This is a genomic window from Sphingomonas sp. (assembly GCF_024508665.1).
Classification (GTDB): domain Bacteria; phylum Pseudomonadota; class Alphaproteobacteria; order Sphingomonadales; family Sphingomonadaceae; genus Sphingomonas.
The window spans coordinates 198,217-225,199 of sequence record NZ_JANINP010000007.1 but is presented as its reverse complement, the minus strand read 5'-3'; the positions used below and the strand labels follow the sequence as shown (position 1 = coordinate 225,199).

The 26,983-nt window shown below is 65.3% G+C and carries 28 protein-coding genes and 1 tRNA gene; 18 read left to right on the top strand and 11 right to left on the bottom strand.

Annotated elements, in window-relative coordinates:
• Positions 1 to 50: 50 nt before the first annotated feature.
• Entirely contained in the window at positions 51 to 596 is a 546-nt protein-coding gene (locus Q0L25_RS16195) for a carboxymuconolactone decarboxylase family protein (RefSeq protein WP_066587628.1), read from the bottom strand.
• Positions 597 to 712: 116 nt separating this feature from the next.
• On the opposite strand from Q0L25_RS16195, the gene Q0L25_RS16190 reads away from it, so the two are divergent.
• Positions 713 to 1,630 carry a LysR family transcriptional regulator gene (locus Q0L25_RS16190; RefSeq protein WP_296616074.1) on the top strand — a complete coding sequence of 306 codons (918 nt, stop codon included), beginning with the start codon at positions 713 to 715 and terminating at the stop codon, positions 1,628 to 1,630.
• Here the strand turns inward: Q0L25_RS16190 and Q0L25_RS16185 are convergent.
• Positions 1,627 to 2,250, bottom strand: a complete 624-nt coding sequence (locus Q0L25_RS16185) for a DNA-3-methyladenine glycosylase 2 family protein (protein ID WP_296616072.1) — start codon at positions 2,248 to 2,250, stop codon at positions 1,627 to 1,629. The genes Q0L25_RS16190 and Q0L25_RS16185 overlap by 4 nt on opposite strands.
• Positions 2,251 to 2,325: 75 nt before the next feature.
• Here Q0L25_RS16185 and Q0L25_RS16180 point away from each other — a divergent pair, with 75 nt between their 5' ends.
• A complete protein-coding gene (locus tag Q0L25_RS16180; RefSeq protein ID WP_296616070.1) occupies positions 2,326 to 2,643 on the top strand; it encodes a 2Fe-2S iron-sulfur cluster-binding protein in 318 nt (105 codons plus the stop codon).
• A gap of 151 nt (positions 2,644 to 2,794) precedes the next feature.
• On the opposite strand, the gene Q0L25_RS16175 is transcribed toward Q0L25_RS16180, so the two are convergent.
• From Q0L25_RS16175 to Q0L25_RS16165, 3 genes are all read right to left on the bottom strand, one after another.
• Positions 2,795 to 3,550, bottom strand: coding sequence for a hypothetical protein (locus Q0L25_RS16175; protein WP_296616069.1), 756 nt, complete (start codon positions 3,548 to 3,550; stop codon positions 2,795 to 2,797).
• A gap of 13 nt (positions 3,551 to 3,563) precedes the next feature.
• Positions 3,564 to 4,319: a 23S rRNA (guanosine(2251)-2'-O)-methyltransferase RlmB gene (gene rlmB, locus Q0L25_RS16170; RefSeq protein ID WP_296616067.1), complete on the bottom strand. Its 756-nt coding sequence runs from the start codon at positions 4,317 to 4,319 to the stop codon at positions 3,564 to 3,566.
• 99 nt (positions 4,320 to 4,418) lie between these two features.
• Positions 4,419 to 6,023 (bottom strand): M20/M25/M40 family metallo-hydrolase, encoded by a 1,605-nt coding sequence (locus Q0L25_RS16165; RefSeq protein WP_296616065.1) that lies wholly within the window; start codon positions 6,021 to 6,023, stop codon positions 4,419 to 4,421.
• Between the two features lie 203 nt (positions 6,024 to 6,226).
• On the opposite strand from Q0L25_RS16165, the gene Q0L25_RS16160 reads away from it, so the two are divergent.
• Positions 6,227 to 6,312, top strand: a tRNA-Tyr gene (locus tag Q0L25_RS16160).
• A gap of 54 nt (positions 6,313 to 6,366) precedes the next feature.
• Here the strand turns inward: Q0L25_RS16160 and Q0L25_RS16155 are convergent.
• Together Q0L25_RS16155 and Q0L25_RS16150 are read right to left on the bottom strand one after the other, a co-directional pair.
• The gene (locus tag Q0L25_RS16155; RefSeq protein WP_296616063.1) at positions 6,367 to 6,570 is read right to left on the bottom strand and encodes a DUF2892 domain-containing protein; all 204 of its coding nucleotides are present in this window, start codon (positions 6,568 to 6,570) and stop codon (positions 6,367 to 6,369) included.
• A gap of 11 nt (positions 6,571 to 6,581) precedes the next feature.
• Complete coding sequence (locus Q0L25_RS16150) at positions 6,582 to 7,862, bottom strand: FAD/NAD(P)-binding oxidoreductase (protein WP_296616062.1); 1,281 nt, start codon at positions 7,860 to 7,862, stop codon at positions 6,582 to 6,584.
• Between the two features lie 83 nt (positions 7,863 to 7,945).
• Between Q0L25_RS16150 and Q0L25_RS16145 the strand changes: the two genes are divergently transcribed.
• The 9 genes from Q0L25_RS16145 to Q0L25_RS16105 all read left to right on the top strand — a co-directional run bounded on the left by Q0L25_RS16145 (position 7,946) and on the right by Q0L25_RS16105 (position 17,826).
• Positions 7,946 to 8,287 (top strand): rhodanese-like domain-containing protein, encoded by a 342-nt coding sequence (locus Q0L25_RS16145; protein WP_296616060.1) that lies wholly within the window; start codon positions 7,946 to 7,948, stop codon positions 8,285 to 8,287.
• Between the two features lie 12 nt (positions 8,288 to 8,299).
• Positions 8,300 to 9,325, top strand: a complete 1,026-nt coding sequence (locus tag Q0L25_RS16140; RefSeq protein ID WP_296616058.1) for an efflux RND transporter periplasmic adaptor subunit — start codon at positions 8,300 to 8,302, stop codon at positions 9,323 to 9,325.
• A 2-nt stretch (positions 9,326 to 9,327) separates the two neighbouring features.
• Positions 9,328 to 12,546 (top strand): efflux RND transporter permease subunit, encoded by a 3,219-nt coding sequence (locus Q0L25_RS16135; RefSeq protein ID WP_296616057.1) that lies wholly within the window; start codon positions 9,328 to 9,330, stop codon positions 12,544 to 12,546.
• The gene (locus Q0L25_RS16130) at positions 12,543 to 12,872 is read left to right on the top strand and encodes a helix-turn-helix transcriptional regulator (RefSeq protein ID WP_296616055.1); all 330 of its coding nucleotides are present in this window, start codon (positions 12,543 to 12,545) and stop codon (positions 12,870 to 12,872) included. Before Q0L25_RS16135 ends, Q0L25_RS16130 begins: the two co-directional genes overlap by 4 nt.
• A 12-nt stretch (positions 12,873 to 12,884) precedes the next feature.
• Positions 12,885 to 13,787 carry a universal stress protein gene (locus Q0L25_RS16125; protein ID WP_296616054.1) on the top strand — a complete coding sequence of 301 codons (903 nt, stop codon included), beginning with the start codon at positions 12,885 to 12,887 and terminating at the stop codon, positions 13,785 to 13,787.
• 94 nt (positions 13,788 to 13,881) lie between these two features.
• Positions 13,882 to 14,682 (top strand): universal stress protein, encoded by an 801-nt coding sequence (locus Q0L25_RS16120; protein WP_296616052.1) that lies wholly within the window; start codon positions 13,882 to 13,884, stop codon positions 14,680 to 14,682.
• A gap of 145 nt (positions 14,683 to 14,827) precedes the next feature.
• On the top strand, positions 14,828 to 15,166 hold the full coding sequence (locus Q0L25_RS16115) for a TraR/DksA C4-type zinc finger protein (RefSeq protein ID WP_296616051.1): 339 nt from the start codon (positions 14,828 to 14,830) through the stop codon (positions 15,164 to 15,166).
• 109 nt (positions 15,167 to 15,275) lie between these two features.
• Entirely contained in the window at positions 15,276 to 16,379 is a 1,104-nt protein-coding gene (locus Q0L25_RS16110; protein WP_296616049.1) for an AI-2E family transporter, read from the top strand.
• Positions 16,369 to 17,826: a CHAD domain-containing protein gene (locus Q0L25_RS16105; protein ID WP_296616048.1), complete on the top strand. Its 1,458-nt coding sequence runs from the start codon at positions 16,369 to 16,371 to the stop codon at positions 17,824 to 17,826. The genes Q0L25_RS16110 and Q0L25_RS16105 overlap by 11 nt, the downstream gene beginning before the upstream one ends.
• Positions 17,827 to 17,862: 36 nt before the next feature.
• Here Q0L25_RS16105 and Q0L25_RS16100 read toward each other — a convergent pair whose 3' ends face one another.
• The 3 genes from Q0L25_RS16100 to Q0L25_RS16090 all read right to left on the bottom strand — a co-directional run bounded on the left by Q0L25_RS16100 (position 17,863) and on the right by Q0L25_RS16090 (position 20,597).
• Positions 17,863 to 18,246 carry a histidine kinase gene (locus tag Q0L25_RS16100; protein WP_296616046.1) on the bottom strand — a complete coding sequence of 128 codons (384 nt, stop codon included), beginning with the start codon at positions 18,244 to 18,246 and terminating at the stop codon, positions 17,863 to 17,865.
• Positions 18,247 to 18,402: 156 nt separating this feature from the next.
• Positions 18,403 to 19,050: a hypothetical protein gene (locus Q0L25_RS16095; protein WP_296616044.1), complete on the bottom strand. Its 648-nt coding sequence runs from the start codon at positions 19,048 to 19,050 to the stop codon at positions 18,403 to 18,405.
• Positions 19,050 to 20,597: an MBL fold metallo-hydrolase gene (locus Q0L25_RS16090; RefSeq protein ID WP_296617774.1), complete on the bottom strand. Its 1,548-nt coding sequence runs from the start codon at positions 20,595 to 20,597 to the stop codon at positions 19,050 to 19,052. Before Q0L25_RS16090 ends, Q0L25_RS16095 begins: the two co-directional genes overlap by 1 nt.
• Before the next feature lie 257 nt (positions 20,598 to 20,854).
• Between Q0L25_RS16090 and Q0L25_RS16085 the strand changes: the two genes are divergently transcribed.
• The 5 genes from Q0L25_RS16085 (at position 20,855) to Q0L25_RS16065 (ending at position 24,825) form a co-directional block, all read left to right on the top strand.
• Entirely contained in the window at positions 20,855 to 21,844 is a 990-nt protein-coding gene (locus tag Q0L25_RS16085; protein WP_296616042.1) for a zinc-dependent alcohol dehydrogenase family protein, read from the top strand.
• Positions 21,845 to 22,194: 350 nt separating this feature from the next.
• On the top strand, positions 22,195 to 22,683 hold the full coding sequence (locus tag Q0L25_RS16080; protein WP_296616040.1) for an Hsp20/alpha crystallin family protein: 489 nt from the start codon (positions 22,195 to 22,197) through the stop codon (positions 22,681 to 22,683).
• A gap of 108 nt (positions 22,684 to 22,791) precedes the next feature.
• Positions 22,792 to 23,133 carry a carboxymuconolactone decarboxylase family protein gene (locus Q0L25_RS16075; protein ID WP_296616039.1) on the top strand — a complete coding sequence of 114 codons (342 nt, stop codon included), beginning with the start codon at positions 22,792 to 22,794 and terminating at the stop codon, positions 23,131 to 23,133.
• A gap of 4 nt (positions 23,134 to 23,137) precedes the next feature.
• Positions 23,138 to 24,157 carry a L,D-transpeptidase gene (locus tag Q0L25_RS16070; RefSeq protein WP_296616037.1) on the top strand — a complete coding sequence of 340 codons (1,020 nt, stop codon included), beginning with the start codon at positions 23,138 to 23,140 and terminating at the stop codon, positions 24,155 to 24,157.
• A gap of 77 nt (positions 24,158 to 24,234) precedes the next feature.
• Positions 24,235 to 24,825: a murein L,D-transpeptidase catalytic domain family protein gene (locus Q0L25_RS16065; RefSeq protein WP_296616035.1), complete on the top strand. Its 591-nt coding sequence runs from the start codon at positions 24,235 to 24,237 to the stop codon at positions 24,823 to 24,825.
• Here the strand turns inward: Q0L25_RS16065 and Q0L25_RS16060 are convergent.
• Positions 24,822 to 25,796 carry an alpha/beta hydrolase-fold protein gene (locus Q0L25_RS16060; protein WP_296616034.1) on the bottom strand — a complete coding sequence of 325 codons (975 nt, stop codon included), beginning with the start codon at positions 25,794 to 25,796 and terminating at the stop codon, positions 24,822 to 24,824. The two genes, Q0L25_RS16065 and Q0L25_RS16060, sit on opposite strands and share 4 nt — an antisense overlap.
• A gap of 328 nt (positions 25,797 to 26,124) precedes the next feature.
• On the opposite strand from Q0L25_RS16060, the gene Q0L25_RS16055 reads away from it, so the two are divergent.
• Complete coding sequence (locus Q0L25_RS16055; RefSeq protein ID WP_296616032.1) at positions 26,125 to 26,952, top strand: DUF6694 family lipoprotein; 828 nt, start codon at positions 26,125 to 26,127, stop codon at positions 26,950 to 26,952.
• Positions 26,953 to 26,983: the final 31 nt, after the last annotated feature.

Genomic DNA, 26,983 nt, shown 5'->3' with positions numbered 1-26,983 from the left:
TTGCCAGGGTGCCGTCGACGGGCGGGGGAAAACCCGCCGACGGCGGGACGTCAGGCGGCTTGCGCTGCCCGGACGACGGGGAAATCGATGTCGGTTTCGGCGACATTGTTGACGTAGTTGGTCAGCACGTTGAGCGCGACCGACACGACGATCTCGATCACCTGCGCGTCGCTGAACCCGGCGAGGCGCACCGCGGCGAGATCGGCGTCGCTGACCCGGCCGCGGGTATCGAGCACCTTCCGCGCGAAGACGAGCGCGGCGTCGGCCTTGGCGTCGCCCGAATGGCCGTTGCGATTGAGCGCGATTTCGGTGTCGTCGATCTTGGCGAGGTTGAGCCCGAGATAGGTGTGCGCCGACAGGCAATAGTCGCAGCCGTTCGCCTGCGCGACGGCCAGCGAGATCCGCTCGCGGGTCTTGGCATCCAGCGTGCGGCCCAGCGCGCCGTTGAGGCCGATATAGCCCTCAAGCGCCGCCGGGCTGAGCCCGACCAGGCGGAAGAGATTGGGAACGACGCCAAGCTGCTTTTCGACGGCGTCGAACAGCGACTGGGACGTAGCGGGAGCGTCTTCACGGGCGGGGATGGCGATACGGGACACGGGGTTTTCTCCTTGTCAGGCGGCGGCATGCGGCCTGCCCATTGGAGATGCCATCTTGCGGCAGACGTGATAATTGTCCAATTCTACACTTCACTCATGCGAATATCGGGATAATCATGGACCGGCTGGAGATGCTGCGCACCTTCGTCGCCGTCGCGGATCAGGCGAGCTTCGCGGAAGCCGCGCGGCGCCTGCGCGTCTCGCCGACCGCCGCCAGCCGCGCGGTGGCGGCACTCGAGCAATCGCTCGGCCGGCCGTTGCTGCGCCGGACGACGCGGTCGGTGCGGCTGACCGACGAGGGCGCCCTGTATCTGGAGCGCTGCCGATCGGCGCTGGCCGAACTCGACGACGCGGCGCTCGCGTTGCGCGGCGACGGCGCGACGCCGGGCGGCAAGCTGGTGATCGCGGCGCCCGTCACGTTCGGGCGGCTCCACGTATTGCCGATCGCGACCGGGCTGCTGCGCGCCTACCCTGCCCTCGACGTCGAGCTTACTTTGATCGACCGCATCGTCCGGCTGGTCGATGAAGGGGTCGACGTGGCGGTGCGGATCGGCGACCTGTCGGACAGCTCGCTCCACGCGCTGAAGGTCGCCGAAGTCCGGCGCGTGCTCGTCGCCAGTCCGGACTATCTAGAGGCGCATGGCATACCCGCCAACGTACCGGCGCTGCACGGTCATTCGCTGATCTCGTTCACCGAACTCGACCGCGCGCACGAATGGCGCTTCGGCCCGACCGGCAAGACCGCGATCCGCATCGAACCGCGCCTGACCGCGAACACCGCCGACGCAGCGATCGCGGCGGCAGAGGCCGGTGCGGGGATAGCCCGGGTCCTGTCCTATCAGGCGATCGACGCGATCGCTTCGGGCCGGCTCGTGCCGATCCTCGACGGACTGTCGCCGCCGCCGATCCCCGTCCACCTGGTCTACCAAGCCAACCGCCGCACCTCGGTCAACCATCGCGCCTTTATCGATGCCGCCCGCGCGCGTTTTGCGGGCTTAGACCTGGCCGGCCGTGGGCAGCCCGCTCCGGGCTAGATCACTTCCATGTCCACCTTGTAATGATGCCACGCCAGGATCGCCGCGGCGCCGCGATGCGGGCGCCAGGCTTCCGCCAGCTCGCGCATCAACTTCTCCGCCGGTCGCTCGTCATGGCCGAGGATGCGGCCGATCTCGATCTGCACGGCCAGGTCGCCTGCCGGCCAGATGTCGGGCCGGCCTTCGGCGAACAGCAGATAGATTTCCGCCGACCAGCGGCCGATGCCCTTGATCCCGATCAGCTGCGCGATGGCTTCCTCGTCGTCCTCCGGCAGTCGGTCGAAATCGAGCCGGCCGCTCGTAACTTCCTCGGCCAGGCTGCGCGCATAGCTGACCTTTTGCCGCGACAGGCCGGCGGCTCGCAATTGCTCGTCGCCCGCCGCGACGACGGTGGCTGGATCGGTGAGGTCGCCGATTTGCGCCTCCAGCTTGTTCCAGATCGACTGCGCCGCCGCCACCGACACCTGCTGGCCGATGATCGTGCGCAGCAAGGTGGCATAGCCGCGGTCGCGCACCCTGGGCTCGGGATAGCCCGCGCGCTGCAGTGCGACGCCGAAGGCGGGTTCGATCGCGGCGAGCGCATCGAGGGCGGCGTTCAACGACGTGGCAGTCTGGACCATAGCAAACCTTCTACGAAACCTTGATCGATGCGTCCGGGCGCGGCATGGCCGCTGGCAACCGGACGGAGGAAAGACATGCCCAAGCTTATCGTCGTAACACGCGACGGGAAAGAACAGGAAATTTCGGGCGAAGCTGGCCTGTCGGTGATGGAAGTGATTCGCGACGCCGGGATCGACGAGATCCTGGCGCTGTGCGGCGGCTGCTGCAGCTGCGCCACTTGCCACGTCCATGTCGATCCGGAATTTGCTGCCAAACTGAAACCGATGAGCGAGGACGAAAACGACCTGCTCGATTCCTCGGCCGATCGCGACGAGAACAGTCGCCTGTCGTGTCAGATCGAGTTCGGGGATCACCTCGACGGGTTGAAGGTGCGGATCGCCGAAGAAGATTGAGGCGGGGCGCGATAGGTCGCCACCTCTAAATCGTCATGCCGGGCGCGTCCCGGCATCCAACGAACCTCGCGGTGAAGAGCTAGAGCCTCCAGCCCTCAGCCTGTCTCCCGTTGGACCCCGGCACAAGGCCGGGGTGACGGACGAAAGAGATCTACTTCGCCGTCCCGGCGAACCGCACCACCGCCATCGGCGCGGTGTTCGACAGCGGGGTTGCCTTCCATGTCACGGTCTTGCGGCCGTTTACGACTTTCACCCCGTCCTCGTTATTCTGGCTGACGATCTCGGCATCGGTGTCGAGGATGAAAGTGCCGTCGAGCTTGGCCGACGCCTTGCTCGCATCCGGCCCCATGCCGCCTGAAGAATCCTTCGAATCGTTGGCGAAGCCGGGAGCCTTGACGCGCGCAGTGCCGTTGGCGCGGATTTCGACCGCGACGAACGGGATGATGATTCCGGCATCGAGATTGTACGGGAAGAGATAGGTGTGATCGAGCTTCCCGCTGATCTGATAGTCGATCAGGAACTTGCCGTCGCCGACATACTCTACCTTGCGGAACCCCGCCTCCTTGGACAGGGTCGCGGCCATTTCGCGGTTCTTGGCGTCGGCTTCCGCCTTGGCCTTGGCCGCGTCCTTGGCGCTGTCCTTGTCCTTCGATTTGTCTTTGTCGAAGCCGATATTCTGCAACGAGACGCCGTCCGTTTTCTTGGTATCGTCGTCGCCGCCCGACGGCATGTCCTTCATCGCGTCATTGAGATCGAAGGCGTAAACCTCGCCCTGATAGCTATAGGTGAAGGTGCGATCGGCATTGATCGTCAAGGTCGAGGTGAACTTGCCGGGCGCGAGCAGGCAGCCGACCAGCATCAGGGGCGCGACGAGCACCAGCGCGAGACGCGTAATCCGTGCCGTCATTCCCCATCCCCCTTCAGTCGCGCGCGGCTACCGCATAGAGCGCGATCGCGGCGGCATTGGACACGTTCAGGCTTTCGATCCTAGGCGATATCGGCAGGCGCGCAAGCTGATCGCAATGCTGCATCGTATTGTGCCGCATCCCCTCGCCTTCGGCCCCCAGCACCAGTGCGATCCGCGCGGCGCCGCCGATCACGTTGCCCAGCGTTTCGGTCGCCTCTCCGGCCAGGCCGACGCGCCAGAACCCGGCCTCCGCGATCTCGTCCAGCGCGCGCGACAGGTTCACCACGCGAACCCAGGGCACGATCTCGAGCGCGCCCGACGCGGTTCGCGCCACCGCGCCCGATTCGGGCGGGGAATGGCGGTCCTGGGTGACGATGCCGAGCGCGTCGAACGCGGCGGCCGAGCGCAGGATCGCGCCGACATTGTGCGGATCGGTCACTTGGTCGAGCACCACCAGCGGCCGCCGGTCATCCTCGCCCTGCCCTTGTTCGAGCAGGTCGCCGAGCCAGATATCCTCGAGCGGCTCGACCTCGATCACCAGACCCTGATGCGGCGCGTCGCCCGGGACCAGCCGGCCGAGATCGGCGGCATCGGCGTAGGTGATCGGGATCACCGGCGGAATGTCGAGCCCGGCCAGCGCCTCGCGCGTCGCCCACATCTTCCTGACGGTCCGTTCGGGATTGGCGAGCGCCGCCAGCACAGCATGACGGCCCCAGAAACGGGGCCGCGAAGCGGGTGCTTGCGAAGGGCGATGGCCTCTGCGAGCCATGGCTAGCTCGTCGCCCCGGCGCAGGCCGGGGCCGCTGGCACTTGGTGCACCGCCCGATGACAAGGCGGCCCCGGCCTGCGCCGGGGCGACGATTGGGGCTTACTCATCGGCATAGGCAAAGGGATCGCTCTTGGACGGCTGCGTCGGCAGCGGCGGACGCGGCAGCGCGTCGCTGTTCGCCGCATTCCACAGGAACGCCGCCAGCACAACCGCCGCCTGACGCATGTCGTCGCCCTTCAGGTGATCATAGGTATCGATCGAGGTGTGGTGGATGCGGCTGCCGTAATCGAGCGGATCCTGGATGAACTGGAAGCCCGGCAGGCCGACCGCCTGCATGAAGACGTGATCGGTACCGCCCGTCTTACGGATCACCACCGACGACGCGCCCATCGAGTTGAACGGCTCCAGCCATTGCTTGAAGATCGGCACCACCGCCGGATTGTTCTCGGCATAGATGCCGCGCAGCTTCCCCGATCCATTGTCGATGTTGAAATAAGCGGCCATCTTCGACCAGTCCGCCTTGGTCGTGATCGGCCAGCGATTGGCCCAGCCCTGATAGCGCGCGAGGCCGGTCAGCTTGGGATCGTTCGGGCTGCCGCGCGTCGCGAAATGGTTCTCGACATAGGCCAGACTGCCGAGCAGCCCCTGCTCCTCGCCCGCCCAAAGCGCGAAGCGGATCGTCCGTTTCGGCTTGACCTTCAAGGTCGACAGGATGCGCGCCGCCTCCATGATCATCGCGCTGCCGGCGCCATTGTCCGCCGCACCGTCGCCCGCGACCCAGGAATCGAGATGCGCGCCGGCCATCACGTAGCTGCCGTCCTTGGCGCTGCCGGGGATGTCGGCGATGATGTCGTAGGCATTGACGTCGCTGTCGTCGAAGCGGACGTCGTTGTTGATCGATACGGTCGGATTCGCGCCGGCGATCGAGAGGCGGACCAGGCGGCGATAATCCTCCGCCGCGATCTCCACGCCCGGGGTCTTCACGGTATCGCCGGCGCCGAACAGATAACCCTCGCCATGGACGAGCTTGCCGTCGAGCCGCGACTTGGTGGCATAAGCGACCGCGCCTTCCTCCTGCAGGAAAGCATCGAGCTTCTTGGCGAATTCGAGCCGCTTCATGCCGCGTTCGGCCGCGGCCGGATCGTATTTGGGCTGGACGAACTGATCGAGCTTGGCGAGGTCGTCGGCGGTGTAGCGCTTGAACGGCGCGTCGCCCGGCTCCGAGCCGTCATCGGGCTTGGTGACCAGGACGATCTTGCCCTTGAGCTTGCCCTTCCACTTGGCGAAGTCGGCGGGGGTCGCCATCGGCGCGACGATCACTTCGCCCGACACGGCGCCGTTGGTCGACGGCGTCCAGGCGATCGGGATCGCGGTCAGCTGGATCGGGCGCGGGCTGGTCATCCGCACCGACGAATTCTCGATCCACCAGCCGCGGCCGAATTCGAACCCTTCCTTATGGACGTTGGTCAGACCCCATTCGCTGAACTTGGACGAGGTCCACGCCTCCGCCTTGCGCATATTGGGCGAGTTGGTCAGCCGCGGGCCGATCTGATCGGAAAGATATTCGGCGGTGGTCATCACCTGAGAGCGGTTGAACCCTTCGTCCATGATCCGGTTGACCATCGACAGGTCGTTGGAATGCAGCGACGCGGGAATGGCGACGGCGGCGGCGGCCGCAGCAAAGGCGACGATCATCTTGCGCATGAACGATTATGCTCCCCGGGGTTTATATCCGCACGCTATTGCCGCCGCGTCACCCGCGCAAGGGTGTGCCACGCATATCGTACGCCTGTGCGCGGGCAGGTCGAAAACCTGCTGCCGCCGCGTTGACATGGCGGCGCGGCTTGGGCATGGGGCGCCCTCGCTTTTCGAAGCGACCGTCCTTCCCGCGAAGGGCGAAGACCTGGGGACAGGTGGCCGAGTGGTTAAAGGCAGCAGACTGTAAATCTGCCCGTGCAAGCGTACGCTGGTTCGAATCCAGCCCTGTCCACCATTTCCAGAACCCCTCGCGCAGCCACGAGCGTCGAGGAACGCCGGACAGCCGCGATCAGCGGAACGCCTGACCCGAACGCAATCCGAGCGCGCGGAAGAGCATCGCCGCAGGGCAGAAGCCCGTGAAGCTCGCCTGGATCATGTTGGCGCCGGCGAAGATCGCCAGCGCGATCCACCAGACGTTGACGGTCAGGCTGAGCACGGTGCCCAACAGGACGACGAAGCCGGCAAAAGCCATCACGGCACGATCGATATTCATGGCAATCCTCCTCAGTCGAAGCGCAGTTTCTTGACCCCGAGCACATGCAGCGCGAGCTTTTCGTAGAAGGGCTCGCTTTCGCCCTTGCGGATCTTGCGCAGGAAGTATTTTTCGAACCCGACCTTGGCGAGGTGGACCCACTTCCCCTCGGCCGCCCAATTGGTGTTGCGCGGCGGGATCTGGGGCTTGGCGATGAACGCCACGCCGCCATCGCCGAAATCGGCGAGGCAGATCGCATTCCAGCTCGCCTCGTGGGTTGGCTCCTTCCCGTCGAGAATCTCGCCGAGATTTTCGACGATCGCTGTCACCATGCTCTCGATCATGAAGCCGGTCTTGGGCACGCCGACCGGCAGCGGCGTCGGCCCGACCGGCGGAATCGCGATGCACACGCCAAGCGCGAAGATGTTCTGAAAGGCCTGATTGCGCTGATGCTTGTCGACAAGGATGAACCCGCGCGGGTTGCTCAGTCCCTCGATACCGCGCACCGCCTCGACGCCGCGAAAGGCCGGCAACAGCATGGCGAAGCCGAACGGCACGTCGTGGGTGCGCTTGGTCTTGCCGTCCTCGTCGACTTCCTCGACATGCATGACCTCGGCGTCGACGCCGGTCACCTTGGCGTTGGTGATCCACTTGATGTGGCGGTCGCGCATCTCGCTTTCGAGCAGGCCCTTGGTGTCCCCCACCCCGTCGAGCCCGAGATGGCCGATATAGGGTTCGGGCGTGACAAAGGTCATCGGCACCCGGTCGCGGACGCCGCGGCGCTTGAGCTCGGTATCGAGGATCATCGCGAATTCGTAGGCGGGCCCATAACATGAGGCGCCCTGGGCCGCGCCGACCACGATCGGGCGCGGGTCGGCGCACAATTCCTCGAAGCGGCGATGCGTCTCGGCGGCATGATGCGTCTGGCAGATCGAGAGCGTATGTCCCTGCGGACCAAATCCCGGGATCTCGTCGAACGCCAGGTCGGGGCCGGTGGCGATGACCAGATAGTCATAGGCGATCGTCGATCCGTCACCGAGTTCGAGCCGGTTCTCGCCGGGTACGAGGCGCGTGGCGCCGGCGGCGGTGAAAGCGATGCCGTGGCGCTCCATCACCGGCGGCAGATGCACCCGGATCGCCTCGGGCTCGCGCCAGCCGACCGCCACCCATGGGTTCGACGGCACGAACCAATAATCCTCGGAATTGCCGACCAGCACGATCTCCGCGCGGCCTTTCAGCTTCGCACGCAGTTCATAGGCAGCGATCGTGCCGCCCAGCCCGGCTCCCAGAACAACGATTTTCGGTACCGCCACCTCGACCTCCTCATGCTCTATATATTGCAATTATCTAATATGTGTTATATCTAATATTAGCAACTGCTGATTGGAGATGATTCATGTTTGGTTTGGGTAATCGCACGCGCATTCGCGAAATCGATCCGCGGGCGTTGAAGACGATGCTCGACGCGGGCACTGCCTCGGTGGTCGACGTGCGCGAGCCCGACGAATTCGCGGCCGGGCATATAGCGGGCGCGGTCAACATGCCGCTGTCACGGTTCGACCCGAATTCGCTGCCCTCCGCCAATGGCAAGGTCCTGGTCCTCAATTGCGCCGGCGGCCGACGATCGGCAGCCGCGCTCGGACAGTGCGCCGCGGCACGCGTGGCGGTCGATACGCATCTTTGCGGAGGGATCGGGGCCTGGAAGGCGGCTAATCTGCCGCTCGTGACCGGAGCCTGAGAGGATCGACGCGTGACGACTCTGTCCTTCAGAACCGCCTTCGCCGCGATGGCGCTGGCATCGCTTGCCGCTTGCGGCGGGGGGGATCGCGCGACGCCGGTCGAAACGCGCTCGGCGGCGAAGGGGCCGCGCCTTCGGCTGCAATGGACGGCCACCACGGACTGGAAGGATGTCGGCGGCGAGATCACGACGACCGATCGCGCCGACGCGCGGGCGCGGATCGCCGGCGTGCTGGAGACGTTGCTCGTCCGCAAGGGAGACATGGTGACGAAAGGCCAGCCGATCGGCCGGGTCGTCGACAACCAGCTCGGCTATCAGGCGGCCGCCTATGGCGCGCAGGCAGCAGCGGCCGAAGCGCAGTTGCGACAAGCCCAGGCCGACCTGCAACGCGTCGACTATCTGTATCGGCGCGGCGTCTACGCCAAGGCGCGCCTCGATCAATCGCAAGCCGCGGTCGGCACGGCATCCGCACAGGTTCGCGCCGCGCGCTCGCAGCAATCTGCGGTGGGTGCCGTCGCCGGCCAGGGCCTCGTCCTGGCGCCATCGAGCGGCCGAGTGCTGGTGGCCGACGTGCCCGCCGGATCGGCGGTCACTCCCGGCATGTCGATCGCCACCATTACATCCGGCCCGCTCGTCGTTCGACTCGATCTTCCCGAGTCGCTTGGCGGACTCGTTCGCCCCGGGGCGTTGGTGACGGTATCCGGAGTCGCCGACGGACAAGACCTGCGCGGCACGGTCACCAAGGTCTATCCCGCGATCGAAGCCGGCCAGGTCCGTGTCGACGTCGCGGTGCCTGGGATCGACGGTACGCTGATCGGACGCCGCGTCACCGCGCATGTCGGGATCGGAGAGCGTCAAGCCATTCTCGTGCCGGCAGGGTTCGTCACGACGCGCTTTGGAATCGACTATGTCATGATGGTCGCGGCCGACGGGCAACAGTCGACCGTGCCAGTCCAGACGCGGCCGGCGGATGGCGGCAAGGTCGAGATCCTGGCGGGCGCCGGCGCCGGCGACACGCTGATCGGTCCGGGTCGCTGACGGTGGCATTGGGCATCTCCGGAAGGATCACGCGGGCGACGATCAATTCGCCGCTGACCCCCCTCTTCCTGCTGACGGCTATCCTGGTCGGGCTGATCGCGACGATGACGATCGCGCGTGAGGAAGAACCGCAGATCAGCGTGCCGATGGTCGATATCCAGGTCGCGGCGCCGGGCCTGTCGGCGGGGGACGCCGTCGAACTCGTGGCCAAGCCGCTCGAGACGATCGTCAAGAGCGTCAACGGGGTAGAGCACGTCTACACCCAGGCCGAGAATAACGGCGTGCTGGTGACCGCGCGCTTCCTGGTCGGCTCCAATCCCGAAGATGCCGCGATCCGGATCAACGAACGGCTCAACGCCAATATCGACCGTATTCCCGTCGGCATACCGGCACCCAAGGTCACGGTACGCGGGATCAACGATGTGCCTATCGTCGTCCTGACCCTGACGCCCAAGGCGAATGCGCCCGGCCAATGGACCGATCAGTCGCTGCGCGATCTGGCCGGCCGGCTGCAGACCGAGGTCGCCAAGGTCGACGATGTCGGCCTGTCCTTCATCATCGGCGGTCAGCAACAGCGGATTCGCGTCGTCCCCGACCCGGCCAAGCTCGCGGCGCGGCGAGTCACACTAGGTGCGGTGGTCGAGGCCGCGGCGCAGGCCAATCGCGCCTTCCCCGCCGGATCGGTGCGGGAGCGCGGTGGGGTGGCAGACGTCGTGGCGGGGCGGATGCTGGCGAGCGCGGCGGATGTCGGGCTACTGACCGTTCGGTCGGTCAGCGGGGAGCCGGTCTATCTGCGCGACGTCGCGACGGTGACCGAAAGCCCGGGCCAGGATCAGGCACGGTCCTGGCGCTGGGCGAGGCAGGACGGCGCGTGGTCGCAGGCGCCCGCCGTCAGCCTGGCGATCGCCAAGCGCCCCGGCGCCAATGCCGTCACCGTCTCCGACGCCATCGTGCGCCGCGTCGCCTCGCTGAGCGGCAGCCTGATCCCCGACAGCGTGACCGTCGCCGTGACGCGCAATTACGGAGAGACCGCCAACGAGAAAGCGAACGAGTTGCTGTTCCATCTCGGCCTCGCGACCGTCTCGATCGTTCTGTTGATCGGGTTCGCGATCGGGTGGCGCGAAGCCGGGGTGACGGCGATCGTCATCCCGACGACGATCCTGCTGACCATGTTCGCTTCCAAGATCATGGGCTTCACGATCAACCGGGTGAGCCTGTTCGCGCTGATATTCTCGATCGGCATTCTGGTCGACGACGCGATCGTGATGATCGAGAATATCGCCCGGCACTGGGCGATGGCCGACGGCCGCAGCCGCGTCGATGCCGCGATCGACGCGGTCGCCGAGGTCGGCAACCCGACCATCGTCGCCACGACCACCGTCGTCGCCGCCTTGCTGCCGATGCTGTTCGTCTCCGGGCTGATGGGGCCGTACATGGCGCCGATCCCGGTCAACGCGTCCGCGGCGATGATCTTTTCGTTCTTCGTCGCCGTGATCATCGCGCCGTGGCTGATGATCCGCTTCGCGCGCAAGTCGCTTGGCGGCCAGGGCCATCACGACGCCCATGGCGGCAAGCTCGGTGCGCTTTACGCGCGGGTCGCCTCCCGCGTGATCGCGACGCGGCGGTCGGCAGGCATATTCCTCGCCGCAGTCGGGGTAGCGACGCTCGTCGCCTGCTCGATGTTTTACTTCAAGGCGGTCACCGTGAAGCTGCTGCCGTTCGATAACAAATCGGAGGTCCAGCTCGTCGTCGACATGCCCGAGGGCACCAGCCTGGAGAACACCGCGCGGGTAATCGACCAAGCGGCGGCGGTCGCCCGCGCGGTGCCCGAGGTCACGTCGATGGAAGCCTATGTCGGCACCTCAGCGCCGTTCAATTTCAACGGGCTCGTGCGCCATTATTTCCTGCGCAACCGACCTGAAATGGGCGACCTGATGGTGACGCTCCAGCCCAAGGGAGACCGCTCCCGGTCGAGCCATGCCATCGCCGTCGATCTGCGCAATCGCCTGAAGTCGATCGCCCTCCCCGCCGACGGCTCGATCAAGGTGGTCGAGACACCGCCGGGACCGCCGGTGCTCGCAACGTTGCTCGCCGAGATATACGGTCCCGACGAAGCCACTCGCCGGGCCACGGCGACGACGGTCGAGCGGCTGTTCAAGGGCGTTCCCTATATCGTCGACGTCGACAACAGCTTCGGCACGCCGCGCCCGCAACTCCGGCTGGTCCCCGATCGCGCCAAGCTCGATTATTACGGCCTGTCGGAACGTCAGGTGTTCGACAGCATTGCCGCACTGCTCGGCGATCAGGTGGTCGGCTATGCGCCGCGCGGCAACCAGCGCGATCCGCTGCCGATCGAAGTGTCGCTCGACCAGGCGCAGCGCAATTGGTCGTCGACCCTGGCGGCAACGCCGATCGCCGCCACGCAAGGACCAAACGGGCCAGTGCCGATCCCGCTTGGCGAAGTCGTCACTGCCTCGATGACCACCGGCGACACGCAATTGTTCCGGCGCGACGGCCGGGCGGCCGACATGGTGACCGCCGAACTCGCCGGCCGCTACGAAGCGCCGATCTACGGCATGCTCGCGGTCGACGACGCGATCAAGCATTTCGACTGGAAAAGCGCCGGGCTGACCAAGCCGGAAATCCGCCTCAACGGACAGCCGGAGGACGAAACCAGACCGGCCCTGCTGTGGGACGGCGAGTGGGAAATCACCTGGGTGACGTTCCGCGACATGGGCGCGGCATTCATGGTGGCATTGCTCGGCATCTACGTGCTGGTGGTCGGGCAATTCCGTAGCTTCAGGTTGCCGCTGGTGATCCTGACGCCGATCCCGCTGACTCTGGTCGGCATTGTCGCCGGGCACATGCTGTTCGGCGCGCCGTTCACTGCCACGTCAATGATCGGGTTCATCGCGCTTGCCGGGATCATCGTGCGCAACTCGATCCTGCTGGTCGACTTCGTGCGGCATGCCCGGCGCGCGGACAAATCGCTGCGCGACACGTTGCTCGAAGCGGGCATGATACGCTTCAAGCCGATCGTGCTGACCGCGGCGGCGGCGATGATCGGCGCGGCGGTGATCCTGACCGATCCGATCTTCCAGGGCCTGGCGATCTCCCTGTTGTTCGGGCTGGCCTCATCGACCCTGCTGACCGTCCTCGTCATCCCGGCGATCTACATCGTCTTGCGCGACGACGGCCGACCGCTCACCTTGGCGCCATGAAACACACCGATCCGATCGAGGACTTGCGCGCGAATGCCGACCGTATGGCGGCGATCCTGCGCCTGCTCGCCAATCGCGAGCGGCTGATCATGCTCTGCCGTCTGTCGGCGGGAGAAGCGTCGGTCAACGAACTGGTCGAGCTGACCGGCCTCGCCCAATCGGCGGTCTCGCAGCATCTCGGCGTGTTGCGCGACGGCGGCGCGGTCGCGGTGCGGGCCGACGCGCAGACGCGCTATTACCGCATCGCCGACGATATGGTCCGGTCGATCTTCGACGCCTTGTGCGAAGCCTGTGGCGAGCAATCCCCCGCCGGGGTTACACTCTAAGTACACTTCCCGATGGCGCGCGACGCCTCCCGGGCGAAAAGAGAACGCGAGGAGATTGCCGTGCATCAGCTCGTGGTCGCCAGCGACCTGGCGCTCGATCCGGACGTCGCATTCGAGCGAGGATGCGAAATCGCCGCCGCGAATTGCGCCGATTTGCACGTACTGAGGTTGCGCGATCATCATCGCCGCGGCAGCCCGAGCGCCCCGTCCTCCCAGGTCCTGGCCGAAGATGTCGGCCGGCGCTTTCCCTGCATCGGGTCGGTGTCGTTCAGCGAACCGATGCCGCCCCACGCCGGAGCGATTGTGAGCAAGGCCGAAATGCTCGGCGCCGATTTGATCGTAATGCGCAATGCGATCGACTCCGACCAGATCGACGACCGCCCGTTCGACTTGATCGTCAAGGTCGCGCGAGAGGGATCTATTCCGGTGCTGGCCGTGCAGGCCGAGGCGACGGGCCCCTATAAGCGGCTCCTGGCCCTGCTCGACGAGGAGGAGGATGCGCAGCGGGTCCTCGACCTTGCGCTGCAAATCAGATCGGCCAACGAGGTGTACGCGGTGCATGCGTGCCCGAAGCGGTCGACGGTGGAGTACCTGGGCGCAGCGATGGAAGCGTTGAAACAGGTGATCGCGGAAACCCTCGCCAAGCGTACAGACGTAGCGACTCCGGTCAAACCCATCGTGCGGCGCGGCGATTTGGCATCGGTGCTGATCGAGCAATGGTCGGCACTTCACCCGGACCTGATCGTGGCCGCCACCCATCGGCACCGCGGTCTCGAAGCGATTTTTCGGCGCAGCCATGTGGCCGATTTGCTTGAGATCATGCCGTTCGATCTGCTGGTGACCAACCTGGAAGCGGCGGACCGCGTCGCGCCGACCAACCCTAAGGCCGATCGCCAGCGCAGGCCGCCGGCTTAGAGCGTGATGGCCCTGACCGGGGTCCGTAAATCCACCAATAGCCTGCCATTCGCTTCGCCGATTACGTTCCTATCATGCAGCGTGGAGGCAAACCATGAAGACCCTTTTGGTACTTGCGCATGAGGACGCCGGGCAAGAAGCCCGGCTGCAAGTTGCGATGGATCTTGCGCGGCGGCTGGACGCGCATCTCACCTGTCTGGATGTAGTCGTATTGCCGCCGGCCTATGTCGACGATTCGGTCGGCAGCACGATCAGCGCCACGATCGTAGAGAGCGAAATCGAGGTGGAAGCCGCCAATCGAGCGAAGGTCGAGGCGCGTCTCGGTCACGAGGATGTGTCGTGGGATTGGCAGGAACGCACCGGCGACCTGGTGGGCAGTTTGTGCAGCGCCGCGCAGTTCGCCGATCTGGTCATCGTCAACCGACAACTGGAGGATCCGGTCACGCCCATGCGCAGCGTCGCGGGCGGCCTGATCACGGGTGCGGGCAAGCCGGTCCTGGCCGTGCCGCAGGACGTGCGGAAATTCGACGATAATTGTGCGGTCATCGCGTGGGATGGATCGATGGCGGCGACATCGGCGCTTCGCAACGCCATCCCGCTGCTCAAGCTGATGGAGCGCGTATTCCTGGTGGAAGTCGAGACCGACAGAGCCGATGGCTGGGCGGAGGACGCGGCGCGTTATCTGTCGCGTCACGATATCCATGCGCGGGTCGAACGCGCCAAGCCGCTGCCGACGGGTATCGCGCGCACCTTGATCGCCGAGGCCGGCCGTCATGGCGCCGGGCTGATCGTCGCCGGCGGCTATGGCCATTCGCGGCTGCGCGAGGCGGTTTTCGGTGGAGTGACCCGCGAGTTGCTTTCGCATTCTCCGTACCCGCTTTTCCTGTCGCACTGAGCGCGTGGCCGTATCGGTGGGCTTGCTCCCGCCGGCGATCGGCGTGCGATCTTTGGCGCGCATCCGTCCGAAGATGCCTACGCAGGGAACGGCCGGTCCCGTTCGACACGACTGCGGCCATGGCCGCCAAGAGAAAGATCACGTGATGCTGGACAAAACAGAAGCTCGTACCCGTCTGACAGAGCGGCTTACCGCGTTGATGGCGCAGGTCGGGCGGATTGAAGGCGAGTTCGGCCAACCACTGGACGACGACTTCGCCGAGCAGGCGATCGATCGAGAAGACGACCAGGCATTGGACGCTTTGGAGAACTCCGCGCTCGCGGAAATCGAACAGATACGAGCGGCGATCGCCCGGCTGGACGCGGGCAGCTACGGAACCTGCACCCATTGCGGCAACGCCATAGCCGCGGAGAGGCTGAACGCGCTGCCGGCCGCTGCCGAGTGCATCGATTGTGCGACAGCGGGGAATATCGCAAAGCGGTGAACATGGCTGGAGCGCGAGACCATCTTGTACGAACATGTCCTGGATCGCGCGCCGCGCCCTCGAAAGGCGTTTGGCTAAACCGGCCTGAAGGCAAACTGGCAATCGCGCCGTGAGTGACGACAGGCGACTCAGCATGACGCCGTCGCGGGTGTTCCTGCTATCGCTCGTTGCGGGTGCCACGGTCGCTTTCGTGTGGCTGGTCGCCCCCTTCTCCGGCGCGATCCTCTGGGCTGTAATCGCGGCCATCCTGTTCGAACCGCTCAACGCGCGGCTGCTCGCCGCGATGCCGCGGCGGCGCAATGGCGCGGCGCTGGTGACATTGATCATCATCACCGTCGTCGTCGTCGTGCCCGCGATGTTGCTCGGCGCCGCATTGCTGCATGAGGCGAGCGTCTTCTACGACCGGGTGCGGAGCGGCGAGGTCGATTTCGGCCGGCTCTTCGTCGAAACGCAGGCGCATCTGCCGGATTGGGCGCGAAGCTGGCTCGCGGACATCGGCCTGGGCGACGTCGGAGGCCTGCGCGCCAAAATCAGCCAGGGCTTTGCGAACAGCTTCCAGTCGGTCGCATCGCGCGTGCTGAGTATCGGCCAGGGAGCGTTCGGCTTCTTCCTTTCGCTCGGCGTGATGCTCTACCTGACATTCTTCCTGCTGCGCGACGGACACGCTTTGGCGGCCCGGGTCGAGCGCAGCATTCCGCTACCCGCCGAGCAGCGCACGATCCTGATCGCCAAATTCGTGCAGGTGATCCGCGCGACGACCAAGGGCAGCCTGATCGTCGCGCTGCTGCAAGGCCTTGTCGGCGGCCTGACCTTCTGGCTGCTGGGATTGCCCGGCGCGCTGCTGTGGGGCGTGGCGATGGGCGTGTTTTCGCTCTTCCCCGCCATCGGCACCGGGTTGGTCTGGGTGCCCATGACCATCTACCTGCTCGCCACCGGCGCGATCTGGCAGGGCAGCATCCTCTTCCTGTGCGGATTCTTCATCATCAGCAGCGTCGACAATGTCGTCCGCCCGATCCTGGTCGGCCGCGACGCGCGGATGCCGGACTATATCGTCCTGGTCGCGACGCTGGGCGGGTTCGAATTGATGGGGTTCAACGGGTTCGTGATCGGGCCCGTCATCGCGGCGCTGTTCATGGTGACGTGGGATATCTTCGGCAATTCGGAGGGCCGAGCCCCCGCGACCGAACCGGAAGGGCAAGGCGATGCCGGATGAAGTCGAGCTCAAGCTCGCGCTGCGGCCGCGCGACGCCATTGTCCTGGCCGATTCGGACTTGTTGGACGGCGAGCCGCGCAAAGCACGGCAAAGGTCGCTCTATTTCGACACCGCCGATCATTCGCTCTTCAAGGCCGGACTTTCGCTGCGCATTCGCCACGCGGGACGCAAGCGAACCCAGACAGTCAAGGCTCGTGGCGGCAGCTCGGTCGGAATGTTCGCCCGGCCCGAATGGGAATGCTCGGTACCGGACGATATGCCGGTCCTCGACGATACCACGCCGATCCGGGCGCTGCTCGGCGAGCAGGCGGACGGGCTCGCGCCGGTCTTCGAGATCCGCGTCGAGCGCCGCACTTGGGATATACGCCAGGACGATGCCCTGATCGAACTGGTTCTCGACCGCGGCGCGGTGGTGGCCGGCGATCGCCGTTCGTCGATCTGCGAGATCGAGCTGGAGTTGAAGAGTGGCGATGCCGCCGCATTGTTCGTCTTGGCGCGCAAGCTGGATGCCGCTGCGCCCCTCCGGCTGGGCGTCCTGACCAAGGCCGAACGCGGCTATAGCCTGGTCGATCCGGCGGTCCCGGCATTCAGGGCCGGCGGGATCGATCTGCATCGCGACACGACAGCCGGGCAGGCATTGCAGCACATCGTCCAGGCCTGCCTGCGCCAGTTCCGGTTGAACGAAGACCTGCTCCTGATCGGACAGACGCCGGAGGCGCTACACCAGGCGCGCGTCGCGTTGCGCCGGCTGCGGTCGGCGCTGTCGATCTTCAAGGTCCTGATCGCCGACGAGGCCAGCGCGGAGCTGCGCGAGACTTTGCGCTGGCTTGCCAATGCGCTCGGCCCGGCGCGAAGCATCGACGTCCTGGTCGCGCGCGCGCCGCCCGGTGCGCTGCGCGATCGGCTCGAGGCGGCACGGCACGATGCCTATGCTCAGGTCAAAGCGATCCTCGCGTCCGCCCAGGCGCGCGGGTTGATGCTCGACCTGGCGCAATGGAGCGCTAGCGGCGCATGGCTGGGTACGGTCGATACCGCGGAGCTTCGTGATCAGCCCGCGCGCATATTCGCCCGCACCGCGCTCGATCGCCTGCGCCGCAAGGCCAAGCGAGGCGGCCGCGATCTCGCCGAACTTGACGATCCGGCACGGCACGAGCTCCGCAAGGAGGCCAAGAAGCTGCGCTACGCGGCGGAGTTCTTCGCCCCCCTGTTCGATCGCAAGCGGCAGCGCCGCCGGTACAAAAGATTCGTCGCGGAGCTGGAGGCGCTGCAGGACGCATTGGGAGCGCTCAACGACTTGGTAACGGCGCCCGCGGTCCTGACCGAACTCGGCATCGCCAATTCGCCCGACACGATGGCCGTGCTCTTCCCAGGCAGCCGCAAGAAGCTGCTCGAAGCGGCCGCCGAAGCCCATGCGGCGCTGGTCGATGCCGGCCGGTTCTGGCGCTGAGTCGAACGTCCCCGTCCTGCGCGCTGCGTCGCTCGCCTACCAGCCGCGATGCGCTTCGCCGTCGATCCATCGGGCAATGCGATCATAGCGATACGCTATGTCGCCGATCGCCCTGCGGTCTCCCTCGCGGCACTCATGGCGTTGCCTGTCTTCGAGGCGATCGATCGCCGCATGGATGCGATCGGCATCGTCGCCATCGATCTCGTCTTCGGCAACTTCATGGCGCAGCCGGTCTTCGAGCATATGCGCACGCTGGCCCGAGCAGATGAACCGCGCCAAGCCGTCCTCGTCGTCATAGCCGCGTTGATAGCCCGGATATCCACCGCCCGTTCCCACATAAACGCCCCAGCTCTGAGCATTGGCCGAGCCACTCGCGATGAGCGATGTGCCCAGTAACACCACATTCCAAACCCTACGCATAAGCACTCCTGACCGTCCGGACATGTCGGGAAGCGCCAATTACGAAAGGTCGCTTGGCGCGATGCTGAACGTCCGGTCGCGCGCGGTTCATATGCGACCGGCCGGCGCAATCCCGCGCCGTACGATGGCCAGCCGGATATGGAAGCGAGCGGCGCGTCAGCCAGAACGACGGAAGTACCGTTCCCAATCGATCCGGCCGAGGGCGACGAGCCCCGCGAGCATCGCCAGTTCGATGGCGATCCCCACCGGGCTGGCAAGGTGGCGGCGGAATGCGTCCCCAATGCTGGTTTCCCGGATTTGCCCCGCGCTCAGCGCATAGATCGAATAGGAAACGAGCCGGCCTGCAAAAAAGGCAGCCGTGAACGGGAGAATCCGCATCCGCGCCAACCCGGCGGCTTCGAACAATTGGGCCGACGGCAGTGGAGAGAGTGCGAAAAGCCCCAACCCCAGGACGAGGTTGCGTTTACGCCGCATGAGCGCCGCGTGCGCGGCTTCGAGATTCCGCCGCGTTCTGTCGGACAGGCGCCCAGCCAATAGCCTAAAGCTCTGAGCGAGCAGGAAACGACCACTCGCGGCCGCCAAGGCGCCCACGATCACGAGAGCCGGAATGGGTAGCCGGGTGTTCAGGCAATAGAGCACGATGATCGACCAGGTCGGCGGCCCGAACGCCGGGAGCAGGTTCACGCCGAAAACGATGGCAAAGAAGATCAGCAATTCGGTCAAGATGTCGGCTTGCGGGGAGGAGAGCATTTCAGCCGCCACTTCCATCGCTCGCGCGCGCCACAGCAAGCTGGTGATGGGCATCAATGCCCGCGCCGCCGAAACGCCTGCTCGGCGCGGACTTGCTTGTAGCTGTCGAGCACTTTTCGCATGTCGGCGACGGCGCGCTCGCGCGATCGCGCGTCGGCGATCTCCGCGAGTTCGCGCTTCAGGTTGGCCGCGAAGTCGGCATAGCTGTTCTGCCAGTCCCGTCCGATCGCCTCCTGCAAATGGGGGTCGCCCGTTTTTATGCGCCGGGCCGGCTGGCCGGCCGCGAGACTATAGGTCTCTCCCAATTCCGGAGCGAGGACGGCGGGCGCGAGCCGCTGCGTCGAAGCGAGTTGTCGAAGTGCCTCTATCGACGCGCCTTCGCCATGGTCGAGGAACAAGCTGCCGGCGATGGGCCGGCGAGCCTCGATCCAGGCCATGAGGTCGCCTTGATCGGCATGCGCGGAATAGCTGTCGATCCGCCGGATCTGCGCGCGCACGACAATATCCTCACCCCAGATCCGTACCCGCTTGGCGCCATCGAGGATCACGCGGCCCAGCGTGCCCTCAGCCTGGAATCCGACGAACAGGATTGTCGCGTCCCGCCGGTAAAGATTGTGCTTCAGGTGGTGCCGGATGCGCCCGGCTTCACACATGCCCGACGCTGCGAGGATGATCGCTCCCGATACGCTGTTGAGCCGGATCGACTCCGCGGTCGAGTCGACGAAATGAAAGGCCGCGTTACGAAAGATGTTCTCGCCGTCCACATCTTCCAGCGTGCCGGCATATCTTGCGAACACGCCGGTCGCCTGAGTGGCGAGCGGCGAGTCGATGAAGACCGGAACCGATGCGATGCGTTTCGTTTCGATCAGCATGGCCAGGTCGAGCAGCAATTCCTGCGTTCGCTCCAGCGCGAAAACGGGAATGATCAGATTTCCGCCCCGCGCCAGCGCGGCCTTGATCTCGGTTTCCAGCAAGGTCCGGCGTTCGGCGAGCGTCACATCGTCGCGTTTACGGTCGCCATAGGTGGACTCGCAGATGACATGGTCGAACGCCGCCGGGCTTTCGGGGTCGGGATAGAATGCCTTGTTCTTCGGTCCGAGGTCGCCCGAACAGAGGATATGCGTGTCCCCGATCGACAGCTCGACGGACGCCGAACCCAGGATATGGCCGGCATTCCAAAGCCGCGCCTTGAAACCGTCGACCGGCTCGAACCATTCCTCAAGCGCGACTTTCCGGGTCTGCTGCCATGCCGCGATGGCATCCTGCTCGGTATAGATCGGCAGGATATCCGGGAGGTCGGCGCGATCCTTGCGCCGATTGCGCCTCGCGGCATCGCCTTCCTGGATACGGCCCGCATCCGCGAGCATATATTCGAGCAGAGCGGCGGTCGGTTCGGTGCACCAGATGTCGCCGGCGAAACCCTCAGCCACCAAGCGTGGCAGCAGTCCGCAATGGTCGATATGCGCGTGCGTCAGGATGACGGCGTCGACCTGTTTGGCATCAAACGCAAACGGGCTGCGGTTCAACGTTTCCAATGTCCGGGAACCCTGGAAGAGACCGCAATCGACCAGGATGCGTTTTCCCCCATGGCAGAATTCCATGCAGGAACCCGTGACGGTGCGCGCCGCACCGTGAAAGGAGAGCGTTGGATTGTTCGTCACCTAGGTCTGGCTCCTGTGCCCCAACCGCCAACCGTTAGGCGAGGCGAACCAGCGGTGAACTTGGTAGATGTACGCATGGGCGATGAGGGAAGTTACGAACACCCCCCTCGCTCAAGATGAGGTACAATACAGCCTTAGCTCGCTGAAGCATTCATGACCGGTCATCGAATGCTCCGAGCCAATGTCGAGGCATGACGATGGCATATATGACTCGCATGGTGATCGATGCGCCAAGTCGCCCGCTCCGGTTGACCACGACTCAGATTCCCGAACCGGCCGGCACGGACGTTTTGATCAAGGTCGCTGCCTGCGGTGTTTGCCGCACCGACTTGCACGTGGCGGACGGTGAGATCACGGCGCGCTACCCGGTCGTTCCGGGACACGAGATCGTCGGACGCGTGATCGCCATCGGCCCGGACGCCACCCATTTGGACATCGGCGATCGGGTCGGCGTGCCTTGGCTCGGGCGAACCTGCGGTGTTTGTCCTTATTGCCGATCGGAGCACGAGAATCTGTGCGACCAGCCGACCTTCACCGGCGCCACGCGCGATGGAGGCTATGCCAGCCACGTCCTTGCCGATTCCCGTTTCTGTCTGCCGATACCCCCGGGTTATGATGATGCCGAGGCAGCGCCGCTGCTTTGTGCGGGATTGATCGGCTACCGATCCCTGGTCATGGCCGGCCAGGGCAGAGCGATCGGCCTCTACGGGTTCGGCGCGGCGGCGCATATCATCGCGCAGGTCGCATTGTGGCAGGGGCGCTCGCTCTATGCGTTCACCCGACCGGGCGACCGGCAAGCCCAGGACTTCGCGCTGAAGCTCGGTTGCCGCTGGGCCGGCGGGTCGGACGAGCCCGCGCCCGAACCGCTCGACGCGGCGATCATCTTCGCGGCCGAGGGCGCGCTCGTCCCGATCGCCCTCAAGGCAATCAGGAAAGGCGGCCGCGTGGTCTGCGCGGGAATCCACATGAGCGACATTCCGAGCTTTCCCTATGCCGACCTGTGGGGTGAGCGGTCGATCCTCTCCGTTGCCAATCTGACGCGTGAGGATGGGCTCGTCTTTCTCGACATCGCTCCCAAGGTCCCCGTCCGAACGAGCGTTACGCGCTTCAAACTCGAAGAGGCGAACGAGGCGCTGTCGGCCGTCCGCGAGGGTCGCCTGGAAGGTGCCGCCGTTCTGATTCCGTGACGCCGATCCGGCCAGCCGCGCCGCTAAGTACCATTCCCAATGGTGGCGACCGAGGCTCCCTCGTAGCCCAGTGCCTGCTCGATGCGGAGAATAGCGATGGTGCAGCCGCCCCCACAGGCGCGACGCGATGATGCCGAGGATCTCTGGCTGGTATGTCACGAGATGTGGCTGAAGCCGCTCGAATGGCTGACGGCCTGGTGGGACGCTTTCATCGTGCCCGCCAGCTGGCACCCCCACTTTGCACACGCGAACGATCGCTCCGGAACAGCGCCCGGTCCAGTCCAAGCCGATCGCGGTCGATTCCAAGGAGAATCTCTTCGCTTGAGCGACCCGAAGAATGGAGACCCGTCATGAATGAGATCACCAAGCCCATCGCCGCTCGTCAGACACCGGCATCGCCATTTCTCGATCAGACGCCGATGACCTGGCTGCGCGGAGAGATCGACCGCCTGTTCGAGGATTTCGGGCAGCCGGCGCGCGGCATCTTCAATTTCGGATCGCGCGGCACGCCGGTCCCGCCGATGGAGCTTGTCGATGCCGGCGATTCCTATCGCCTGACCGCCGAACTGCCGGGGATGACCGACAAGGACGTGACGATCGAGCTTACTGCCGGCGTGCTGAGCATCGCGGGTGAGAAATCCGAGAGCAAGGACGGCGAAGAAGGCGGCTGCTTGATGAGCGAGCGGCGCTACGGCGCGTTCAGCCGCCAGATCACGCTGCCCAAGGATGCCGACCGCGACTCCGTCTCCGCGTCCTTCAAGAACGGCCTGCTGACCGTCACGATCGGCAAGGACCAGAAGGCGGCCGCGGAAAAGCGGACGATCGCGATCAAGGCCTGACCGGCCCCATCGGCCCCGACCTGCGATCGCCGGGGCCGAATGTCGCCGTCGGCCGCCCTCCCCCGGCGGCCGGCGGCGGCGCCTGACGATTTTTACCGGAGAGCTGATGTGATCGAGGACTGGCGTGAATTGATCGAAAACATGAACGGCGGCGTGCGCGAACTCCGCCATGGCGCGCCTGAGATCATGAAGAGCTTTTCGGAAATGGCCAGGGCAGCACATGGTGGCAATGCGCTCGACGGCAAAACGAAGGAACTGATCGCCCTGGCGATCGCGGTGGCAACGCGCTGCTCGCCCTGCATCGCCTATCACGCCGAAGGCGCGACCAAGAAAGGGGCAAGCCGCGAGGAGATTCTCGAAACGATGGCGACCGCCATCTATATGGGCGCCGGACCCTCGGTCATGTACGCCGCATACGCCCTCGAGGCGTTCGATCAGCTTGCGGCCTGAGGCGATGTTCGCGATGCTGCAATCCTGGCTGGGCAGACGGTGGCGCACAGGAACGAGTGCGATCTGCGCGCTCGCTTTTCTGACGGGGCTGGGTTCGACACTCGCGCCGCCTGTGCAGGCCCAGTCGCTGGAGCGCGGCGCCGTCATGGACGCCGTTCGCGCGCTGAAAGCCGGCCAATATCTGTGGGCGCCGCAACTCGCTCCCGCCGGACCGATGCTGATCATCATCAATCGGGCGACCCAGCGCCTCGTCGTCTATCGCAACGGCGTCCCGATCGCCATATCGACCGTATCGACCGGACGCGCCGGGCGCCGCACGCCGACCGGCGTGTTCACCATTCTCGAAAAGCAGGTAACGCACTTTTCGAGCCTCTACGACAGCGCACCGATGCCCTTCATGGAGCGCCTCACCTGGGACGGCGTCGCGCTGCACGGCGGCACCCTGCCTGGCTATCCCGCCTCCCACGGTTGCATCCGACTCCCTCATGCCTTCGCCAAATTGCTCTATGGCGAGACACGGCTCGGCACGGTGGTGGTCATCACCGATAGCCCCGAGCTGCCGCGCTTCGTCCCGGCGCCGACGCTCGGGACACAATCGCCCGAGCCGGCGCCCGCCGGCGACGGCGTGACCTGGTTTCCGGAGCTTGCCCCGGACGGCCCCGTCACGGTCGTGATCAGTGCGAGCGACCGCAAGCTCATCGTCCTGCGCAACGGCAAGGAGATCGGATCCGCGCCCGCCATCCTGGCCAATCCGGTAGAGCGGGCAGCCGCCTATATGCTGCAGGCACGCGATGCCACGGGCGATCACTGGATGCGGTTACCGTTGCCTGGACAGGATCCAGCCAAACCGCTCACGTCCGAGGTGGGGCAGGACGTCACCCTGCCTGAGGGTGTGAAAGAGACGATCACGGGCGTTCTGGAGCCTGGCGCCACCGTGCTCATCCTTCCGGATTCCCTCTCCGCCACGTCTCTGACTCGGGGGGCGTTGCTGGAGAGCGCGCCCGACAAAGCGTTGCCGAAGTAGGGCAGGCAGAAATCGCCACCCTAGCGGATCGGCCGCTCCGGACCTAAATTACTCGCTCTCGAGCGGGATAGTTGAGTATGGATCGTCGAACATTTCTGGCATCGGCCGTCGGCGTGGCGGCCGTTGGCCTCGTTACACCGCAGGCTTTCGCCGCGGATTCCAACAAGCGGTGGATCGGCATAGCAAACGCCGAACTGCGCCGCAGGGCGGGACAGATCACGCAGACCGACGTCGTGGCGATCGCCGATTTCTCCACCCCATCGTCGGCGGAACGCTTTCATCTGGTGAACATGGCGTCCGGGACAGTCGAAAGCTTCCTGGTCGCGCATGGCCGGGGCTCGGATCCTGCACATAGCGGCTGGCTGCGGCGCTTCTCCAACGACCCCGGATCCTATTGCACCTCCGAAGGAGCTTACCGGACGGTCGGTTATTATAACGGCAAGCACGGCCGGTCGGTGCGGCTTGCCGGGTTGGACGGCACCAACAACAATGCCGAGGCGCGCGCGATCGTGATTCATTCGGCCAAATATGTCAGCGCCGAGATCGCCCGCGGCACGGGCGTATTGGGAAGAAGCGAGGGATGCTTCGCCGTCGCGGAACGCGACCTTGACGCGGTGCTCGCGCGGATGGGCCCGGGACGCCTCCTGATCGCCGGCCGGTTCAGCTAGTCTTCGCCGGGACGCGGCGTGCAGCCGCCAGGGCGAAGCAGCAGGGAAAGCGCCGCGCGAAGTTTCTCGTCGTCGGAGACGCGACGAAAATCGGGATGCGGCGCGCCTTCGCACAGCAGGTCCCCGCCTCTGCGGTAGCCGCGATCGTACAGCACGGGATCCGCCGCCCCTTGGAAAGGGTAAGCGAACAGATCCGTGCCGCAATCGCCATAGTCGAGATAGAAACGGTGCCGTCCCGCCTGGGGGATGATGCGGTCGAAGGCATGTTCGAACGCACGCTCCACGCCGGTGACTTCCTCGTCGGACAGGACCGCCTTGCCATAGGGGACGAGCGGGCTCCCACCGGCGATCCAGGCGGCATTGCCGAACAGTTCGGGGCGCCGGCCCACCGCATAGAGCGCCGCCATCCCGCCCATTCCGGTTCCGACGACTGACGTATCGGCGGGGTCGGGGCGAGTGCGGAACAAGCGGTCGATCGCCGGTTTCAGTTCCTCCGCGAGATAGCGAACATAGCCTTCGGACAAAGCGGGGCCCCGGCACGCGTCTTCGACACCGATGCGTGCGGCCGGCGGCAGTGCCGGCATGAACGCGGCGGGGCAAAACTCGCGGAGGCGATCGGTACTGCTCCAGATGCCGACAATGATCGCCGGCTCCGCCGCCTGTCGCGCGACCAGCTCCGTCAGCGTGCCGGCAATCGCGGACTGGATGGTATCGCCTTTCGGGTCCGCCATCAGCTGGCCGTCATGCAGGTAGATGACCGGAAATCCCCAACTCGCGCGATCGTATTCGGCGGGCAACCAAGCCGTGATCCGGCGTGGCGCGGCATGCGCCGAAGCGATGGGCGGCAATTCGATGAAGCGCCCCCCAGCCGGCGACGCCCGAGCGACCGGGATCGCCCCGCCGATGGCAAACGCCGCACCGGCGGCGATCAGCGAGCGACGCGAAAGTGTGGGGGACACAGAATTAGTCATGCCGACCATCGTGTCAGGCAGCCGTCCCTCCGGGCATTCGTATTGTTACGAACGGGCGCGTCCGACCCTGAAAACATGGGGGGGGCATTTGGCGCACCCTACCCACCAGCGCAGGCGGCAGGGACGGTCTCATCGCCGCCATATCGCTAGCCGGGAGAGCAACTCACCTGCGCCATCGCTGGTGATAGTCGGGCTCAATTTGCCGCCACGGATCGCCCGTTCCGAGCCGATCGGCTCCGACTACTTGCGCCAATTCGGATATTTCCGGTTGTGTTTTGCGCAAGGTTCAACAAGGTCCCCTCCATATTGATATATTGGGGGAAATCGGATGCGGAAGGTAGGACTGGTGCTGCTGGCGGCAATGCTGATCGCGGGTTGCGGACAACGGGTGAATACGTCCAGCCCGGATGCGTACAGCAAGAGCATCGAAGCGATGGTCAAGGACATGCCCGCCGCCAAACAGGCCGAGCTCAAGGATTCGCTGATCGCGATCACCTTCAACACCGCCGAGCCCCAGACGGGTATCTGGTCGCAGGCGGAGCCGACCGCACCGGTCTTTATGGGCGCCAAGGACAAGATCAACGGACTGACCGCGGACCAGATTATCAAGCTCGGCTATGAGACCCGGATCAAGTTGCTCGATCAGAAGATCGCCGACGAGGCGGCGAGCGCCCAACGCTATCAGGCGGCGCGCGCCAAGGTTGCCGACGTGTTCCAGGGGGTGAAAATCGATAATGCGCAATATCGGATCAGCAAAGGCGTCCTCGATATCGATCAGCCGCAGATCATGCTGCACATCACCAACGGATCGAAACGCCCGATCAAGACGGTCTATCTAAACGGCGCATTGACCTCGCCCGGCCGCGCCGTGCCGTGGATATCCTCCGGCTTCAACTATGAGTTTCCGGGTGGCCTGGAGCCGGGCGAATCGCAATCGCTGACCCTGGAACCGAATATGTTCGGCGATTGGAAGCCGCAGGACAGCTTTGCTCACCGCACTGATCTCCACCTCGATCTGACGCTGATCAACGCAGCCGGTGCTGACGGGACGATGTTGATCGACGAAACCATGGTCGACGACAAGACCGCCACTGCCGAGGCGACCAGGCTCCAGGGTGAGCGCAACGCTCTGGCCGCCAAGCTCGCCAAGCTCTGATCGGACCGGGTTGCGGCCAGTCGATCGCTAG